This window comes from Novosphingobium sp. (genome assembly GCF_025351285.1).
Taxonomy (GTDB): domain Bacteria; phylum Pseudomonadota; class Alphaproteobacteria; order Sphingomonadales; family Sphingomonadaceae; genus Novosphingobium.
In genome coordinates, this window is record NZ_JANXWG010000121.1 from 50325 (window position 1) to 56954 (window position 6630).

Annotated in this window: 5 protein-coding genes; 3 read left to right on the forward strand and 2 right to left on the reverse strand. The window is 57.3% G+C overall.

Annotation, left to right across the window (positions count from 1 at the left end; genetic code table 11):
- Positions 1-118: 118 nt before the first annotated feature.
- Positions 119-1111: a WYL domain-containing protein gene (locus tag Q0R16_RS14940; RefSeq protein ID WP_295637733.1), complete on the reverse strand. Its 993-nt coding sequence runs from the start codon at positions 1109-1111 to the stop codon at positions 119-121.
- Here Q0R16_RS14940 and Q0R16_RS14945 point away from each other — a divergent pair.
- The 3 genes from Q0R16_RS14945 to Q0R16_RS14955 all read left to right on the forward strand — a co-directional run bounded on the left by Q0R16_RS14945 (position 1105) and on the right by Q0R16_RS14955 (position 6060).
- On the forward strand, positions 1105-1452 hold the full coding sequence (locus Q0R16_RS14945; protein WP_295637737.1) for a hypothetical protein: 348 nt from the start codon (positions 1105-1107) through the stop codon (positions 1450-1452). The two genes, Q0R16_RS14940 and Q0R16_RS14945, sit on opposite strands and share 7 nt — an antisense overlap.
- 358 nt (positions 1453-1810) lie before the next feature.
- On the forward strand, positions 1811-3595 hold the full coding sequence (locus Q0R16_RS14950) for a DUF262 domain-containing protein (protein WP_295637740.1): 1785 nt from the start codon (positions 1811-1813) through the stop codon (positions 3593-3595).
- Entirely contained in the window at positions 3592-6060 is a 2469-nt protein-coding gene (locus tag Q0R16_RS14955) for a DUF262 domain-containing protein (RefSeq protein ID WP_295637743.1), read from the forward strand. Before Q0R16_RS14950 ends, Q0R16_RS14955 begins: the two co-directional genes overlap by 4 nt.
- Positions 6061-6248: 188 nt before the next feature.
- Here Q0R16_RS14955 and Q0R16_RS14960 read toward each other — a convergent pair whose 3' ends face one another.
- Positions 6249-6443, reverse strand: coding sequence for a hypothetical protein (locus Q0R16_RS14960; protein WP_295637746.1), 195 nt, complete (start codon positions 6441-6443; stop codon positions 6249-6251).
- Positions 6444-6630: the final 187 nt, after the last annotated feature.

Genomic DNA, 6630 nt, shown 5'->3' on the forward strand with positions numbered 1-6630 from the left:
AACAGTGCGGAGTTGGCGTATCGCCGATTCGATAAGGAATTTTGTCATGTGGTGAATCCAACACATGGATGCGACAAAAACGGTCGCCCCATCTTTAGATGCCACTTTTGATCATACTTCATGGGAGCGAAGGGAAGTCATTTCGGCGCCACGGATGTACCATTTCCGCAAGCACCCGCGGGGAAATGACCTCGACGGCATCGCCCCAGGCATAGAGGTGCCAGCACATCTCGACATGCCCGGATGCCAGGAAGCGTACTAACAACGAACCATCTTCAAGCGTTTCGCTGATTTGCTCGGGATGAAATTGGTAGCCTGCCGCGCGTTCCGCCGCATGGGGCGAAAACTTCCAGACGATCTCTCCATGCTCTTGTGCATCGTAATATGACCCAAAAGCGCGGTTCGCATAAGCCTTCAAATCAAAGTCTGCCGGCCAGGCAAAGCTCTCTGGCACGACTTCTGCGGCAATCATGCTTTCAACTCGGAAGTGGCGAATATTGCCATCTCGCTTCGCAACATCGATCGCGACGAGGTAGCGGCGCGAACCCAACAACAAGCCCAGAGGTTCAACCGTTCGCCAGCTTGCGTCAGCATCAGCCCTGCTGCGGTAGCAAATCCGCAAGCGGCAAGGTGCCTTGAGAGCGTGTCCGATTGCAGCATCGACTTCGGGGTTTTGTGCGGCGCGCGGGCCCGGTCGAGCGGCGAAGCCCATCGCCTCGAGTACGGCTTCTTCGTCGGTTTCTAGGCGAGAGACATGTTCCCCGGGGATCAGTGCTCGGACTTTACTGGCAAGGGTTTTCAACTGCCCTGCCTCCGGCCCAAGGCCAGCGCGCTCCAGTTCGAGCTCCGCGGCTGACAGCGCGGCGAGCTCATCGGCAGTTGGCAAGAGCAGATGGGCAACGGCGCGTGCCGGCAGCCGCCAGTAGGCTCGGCCATCATCAGCCATAAACCGTTCGGTCGCGGGAAATGCCTCCTCCAGAGCTACGACCATTCTCTGCGCGGTGCGCCGAACGCAGGTAAATTCCGACTCGATTTCCGCCAGGCAGATTCCGCGCCGTGTCGTCGCCATCATTGCCAGTCGCAACAAATCGACTGCCTTGCCAAATGACATCCAACACCCCCGTGACAGTTTTTGTCGCCCCCAAGTCCTACAAGCGAATCATCGTCAATCAAGGAGATGTTTCGATGATTACTCACCATGCCCAGATACGGATGCAGAGCCGTTCGATCCCCATCGAAGCGGTCGATGCCCTATTGGCGTTTGGCGAAACCAGGCGTCACCGCGGTACTGATGTGTACTATCTCGACCGGCGCGCCCGCTCGCGCATGCAAAGGTCGCTGGAGCGCAACATGTTCAAGCGCCTCGAAAAATGTCTCGACGCCTATGTGGTGGTCGGCGATGGTGGCGACATCATCACTGCCGCACATCGCCAACAGCGGCTTAGGTTCTGAACGAGATAAAATTACAGAATACCAAGAAGGGGACAAAACATGGGGTTCATTTGCTCGACTTGCGGCCATCGTTCATCTTCCGCATCCAGCGGTTCTTGTTCGCGATCGCCTACACGGTCGCACATTTACATTGCGGAGGATCGCTCCGGATACATCTGCAAGTTCTGCGGTCATACCTCCAGCGGTGCTTCAAGTGGCTCATGCAACGCCAGTCCGTTCAATGCCCACCAATATATTGCGCACCACAGCGGTCGGTACACATGCAAATACTGCGGGCACACCTCATCCGGAGCGACGGCCGGTTCCTGCAACAAGAGCCCAAACAAGATGCATGAGTACATGTGACAGACTGGAGACGATGCTGGACGGTTCACGGATTGAAGCCGGGGGGAAATTGAGCGTGACGAATGAAATAACTCCCCGTGTTTGCGGGACCGGTGGCCTATTCCTCAAGCCGGTTCTGGAAATCGAGGGCAGCTTCCTCGTCCCAGGTTATCAGCGAGGTTATCGCTGGGGGCTTCAGGAAGTCGGCCAGCTAGTCAGAGACATCCGCGGCAACCTTGACGGCAATTATTGCCTGCAACCCATCGTCGTCAAAAGAACGAACTGCGAGTGGGAGCTTATCGATGGCCAGCAACGGCTCACGACGCTCCATCTTTTGGTCCGTGCGCTGGGAGGCAAGCCTCGCTGGACGCTGCGTTATGAAACGCGCCCCGAAAGCGCGCATTTCCTTGCTCAGCCCGATGCTGAGCGTGCTGGCACCAACATTGATTTTTACCATATTTGGCAAGCAGAACAGGCGATTGAGGCCGAGGTCGATGCGATCGAACCAGAAGTTCGAGTCGCGATGCTTGGAGCGTTGGGGAATGGCGTTCGAGTAATTTGGTATGAAGCACCGGCGCACGTTTCCTCGATCGACCTGTTTACTCGGCTCAATAGCGGCCGAATTCCACTTGATGACGCAGAGTTATTCAAAGCGCTGGTGCTGTCCCAAACTTTGTCGGCCAAATCCAACAATGCCCACGACGGAGAAAGCGCCCGCCAGCTCAGGGCAAATGAACTGGCAGTCCAATGGGACACGATAGAGCGTGATTTGCGGCGGCCGGAGATTTGGGCATTCCTGGCAGGTAACCGGACCTGCGCGACCCACATCTCGCTGCTGCTTGAGATCGTCGCTGGTGTTGCTCCGAGTGACGCGGTTGGGACATTCAAGGTCTTCGACGAGCTGAGCAGCAGGGCTGAGGACAAGGGAGTTTCGGCCGTCTGGCACCAAGTCGTGCAACTCTATGAGCGGATGCTCGGTTGGTATGCGGATCGGCGCCAATATCATCGTATTGGGTTCCTGATTGCGCAGGCCGGTGTTGACGGACGGGACAAGATGCTCCGGGAGATCGCTTTCCAGGCCGCGAGGCGCCGACATTCGGACTTTGGACAGTGGCTTGAAAGCGAAGTCCGCCGGCGACTCAACGTCGCGCACTCCGAGCTGGCCAGCCTACGCTACGACACAGATCACGCACGGATTCAGCGCCTGCTTCTGTTGATGAACGTGGAGACCACTGCGAGAAACAAGCACGCCGAAGCTCGATATCCTTTCGCCGCGCATCATGCTGACAGTTGGGAATTGGAGCACATTCACGCACAGAATGCGCCGGAGCTCAATACTGCGAAACAGTGGAATGCCTGGGTCAAAGTCCATGAGCAAGCGGTGTTATCCTTGCCTGCCGATGCGAACCGCGATGCCGTTCTTCAAGCCATTGAGAAATGGCGCAAGGCCAGTGAAACCGACGCAGCAGTAGGCGATGCTTTCCGAGACCTAGCCCACGAAATTCTCACCTTTCTGGCTGGCGATGAACCGGACCGATCAGAGGATCAAGTTCACGGCATTGACAATCTCGCCTTGCTGTCGAAGGTGGTCAATATTGGCCTCGGCAACAGTGCGTTCGAGGCAAAGCGGCAAAAGATCATCGCCTATGATCACGAAGGCGATTTTATTCCAGCATGCACCCGTCACGTCTTTCTCAAGTATTACTCGGAGGCCGATGCCTTGCAGCCTCATTTCTGGAGCGCGAAGGACCGGACCGCCTATCTGGCAGAGATTGAAACGATCTTGGGTGAATATTTGAAAGAGGAGGTACAGCCATGAGTGTCACCAGCTATGCCGCCCTCTTCCGTGGCCGGGATGATGACGGGCTCGGCCTCGCCGGCATTCAGATCCCGATGATCCAGCGTGACTATGCACAGGGCCGTGAAGACCCAAAGGCGAGCCGCATCCGTAATGATTTCATCGCCACGCTAACGGCTGCTGTGACGCCCGATCCAACGTGCGCTGTGACGCCGATTGGACTTGATTTCGTTTACGGCGATGTACGCCAAGGGGTGCTTCTCCCGCTCGATGGCCAGCAGCGGCTGACTGCGCTGTTCCTGTTGCATTGGTATCTCGCAGTCCGTTCGGGAGGCACAGACGCGCCTTGGTTGACCTTCGCCTATGAGACGCGGGCCAGTGCCCGCCAATTTTGCGAAGAAATGCGCAAGGCCGCATCGATCGATACCCCTGCTGAAGGCAAACCAGATTTTGCCAGTCAGGGGCCATCGGAGTGGATAAAGGACCAAAGCTGGTTCATGCCAGGCTGGACAAGTGAGCCAACCATTGCATCGATGCTGGTCGTGCTCGACAATATGCACGCACGGCTGGCCGATGTTGATGCAAATGCCGCGCTTGCCCGTCTTACCGACCGCTTCAATCCAGCGATTGAGTTTCATGTTCTCGACCTCAAGGACATGAAGCTCGACAACGACATCTATGTCCGCATGAATTCGCGCGGCAAGCCACTGACCGATTTTGAGATCTTCAAGGCGCGGTTCGGGGCGGAGTTGGAGAGGCACTTTCCCGACCGTGCCCGGGAGTTTGCGCAGAGGATCGACGGCGTTTGGTTAGACGCATTCTGGTCCGCTCTTGCGACACGTGAGGGCCAACCTGCGGCAGACGGTCAAATCGACGCGGCTATCCTCCGGTACATGCGCTTCCTCGCCGATTTCGTTGATGCTCGAGCTGGCGGTCGTATTGCTGAAGGCGATAGTGAAGCGGACGTTTGCCTGCGCGTCTTTGGTGATGAAGCTAGCGAGACACGCCTCGACTGGCTTTTTCGTGCCTTCGATCTTTGGAATAGAGCTGACGTCTCATCTTGGTTCGCCACGCATTTCCGTGATGCTCGTGGCGCCGCGGCTGAAGCAGACGCGCGCTTGCCGGTGTTCGATCCGGGACGGCATGGAGCGAACCTCTTTCTTGCCTGCTGTAACGATTATAGCCCTGAAAGGCACAAAACTGAGTTTCCGACCCGACTCGCTTTGCTGCTCCACGCCATCCTGATCAGCGGGCGCATGACCGATGCCGTCACAATGCGTCGATTGCGGGTCGTGCGCAATTTGGCCGATTGGTCAGTGGACGAAATTCGTCCTGAGAACATGGGCAGGCTGTTAGAGCAAACTGAGCAGATCATGGCGGGCGTCATGCCAGACAGCACCGGTTTCAACGTCGCGCAAATGGATGATGAGCGCCGAAAAGCCGAGATTCTCGAACAGAACCCGCTCCTCGAGCCTGTACTTTACACGCTGGAAGATCATGATTTTCTGCGCGGGCGGCTGCTGGCATTCGGCCTCGACCCCCAGACGCTGCCCATTTGCGCCGATGCGTTTGCGCAGGCCTTCGGCACCAACATGAACCATGATGGCGTTGCAGCAGCATTGCTTGCTGCGGACGACTATACTGATCGCGGCTATGTCGTGCGGCGCTTGGTTCCGGCCAGGCAACACGACCGGCGTTGGCGAGAGGTTCTTACCGGGACGCTGCCACGCAGTTCGAATTCACCCGTCACCAGAGCCCTGCAAGCCCTTTTAGCCTGCGTATCAGAGGCCGAGCATGCAAACGATGCACTTTTCGACGGCTTGCTGGTTCAGCCATTTCTGACGGGGCGCTCGTCAGTGAACTGGTTCGACTGGCGCTATTATTTTGTCGCGTATCCGTCGATGCGGGAGTCCGCGCAAGGCTGCTATTCGCCCGCTAAAGTCGATGGTGCGGTTCGGATGGGATACGTCGTTCGCCGGCACCACAATGTGGAATGGGCTTACCGCGATACCGACCCCTACCTTGATGCGGTTTGTGCCACTGTGGGCGAGGAAATGGCCACTCGCCTGACCCGGGAACAATCGGAACTGGTCGATTCCGGGCAATGGCTGCGTCTTGGAGAGACAGGGATAACCGTCGCGTCCCGCCAAGATGGATGGCGGATCTATCTGCCTGAGGGGCAGCCAGACAACATCGATGTACAATCGGTGCTTTCGGTTTTCGGCGTTGAGCGGTGCGTCAACGATATTGAGACTGACGAGCCTGGTATCAGGGTATTCTGGCATCTGCCCATCCGTCAGACTGATGATGTGCCCGAGGGCATTGAGCCGCCCAGCATGCGCGAAGTCACCTTGGTGGACAGAGAGGACAGGATTGCGCGTGCAGCCGATTTGATCTCGGCGCTTCTGCACGCAACCTTTGACGCAGCCGCCTCCGGGAGCGCGGAAGGCGAAATATCATCCAAAGGCCTCATTCCATGCGCCTGACGGCCGCACAAATCGGGTCGTTTGCGAATGACTGGCGAGCATCCCGCTCACGGCACAGCCTTGCCCGTCGTCTTGCTGAATTTTCTTTGGGGGCCCGTCCACTTCTGCCGCGGACAAAGCCTATGTTCAAGCGGGCATCATCGGTCTCCGCGGATCGTCTTGAGCGGGCAGTTATCGACTTTCGACCGCTAGTTGCTGCCCGCATGGAGCGCGGTGACGGGATAAACATCTGGAGCGCTGCCGGTGTCGGCACGGATGAACGACGCAACGTTGGCGTCCTCGCGCAGCTCTGGATGCGAGCGAGCATGGGTCAAGTTTCTGAGCATTTTCTTAAGGCCTTCCTTGACCGTGTAGCCGGTGCCGAATGTGTGAATTTGGACCACGGATATATCGTTCACCCAGAACACAGACCGATGGGTGACGGAGCACATTGGACTTGTAACGGTTTTGCGCCGGTCACTTGAGAGTTTAACACTCGATCAAGGAGACCGATGAGATGAAGAAGCATACAGAAGATTTCAAGCGTGAGGCGGTGCGGATTGCGCTGAGCAGCGGGCTGTCGCGGCGGCG

Bases quoted from the DNA above. Each gene is read 5' to 3' on its own strand.
- Q0R16_RS14945 (WP_295637737.1), top strand. From the start codon at position 1,105: ATGACATCCAACACCCCCGTGACAGTTTTTGTCGCCCCCAAGTCCTAC.
- Q0R16_RS14950 (WP_295637740.1), top strand. From the start codon at position 1,811: ATGCTGGACGGTTCACGGATTGAAGCCGGGGGGAAATTGAGCGTGACG.
- Q0R16_RS14940 (WP_295637733.1), bottom strand. From the start codon at position 1,111: ATGTCATTTGGCAAGGCAGTCGATTTGTTGCGACTGGCAATGATGGCG.
- Q0R16_RS14955 (WP_295637743.1), top strand. From the start codon at position 3,592: ATGAGTGTCACCAGCTATGCCGCCCTCTTCCGTGGCCGGGATGATGAC.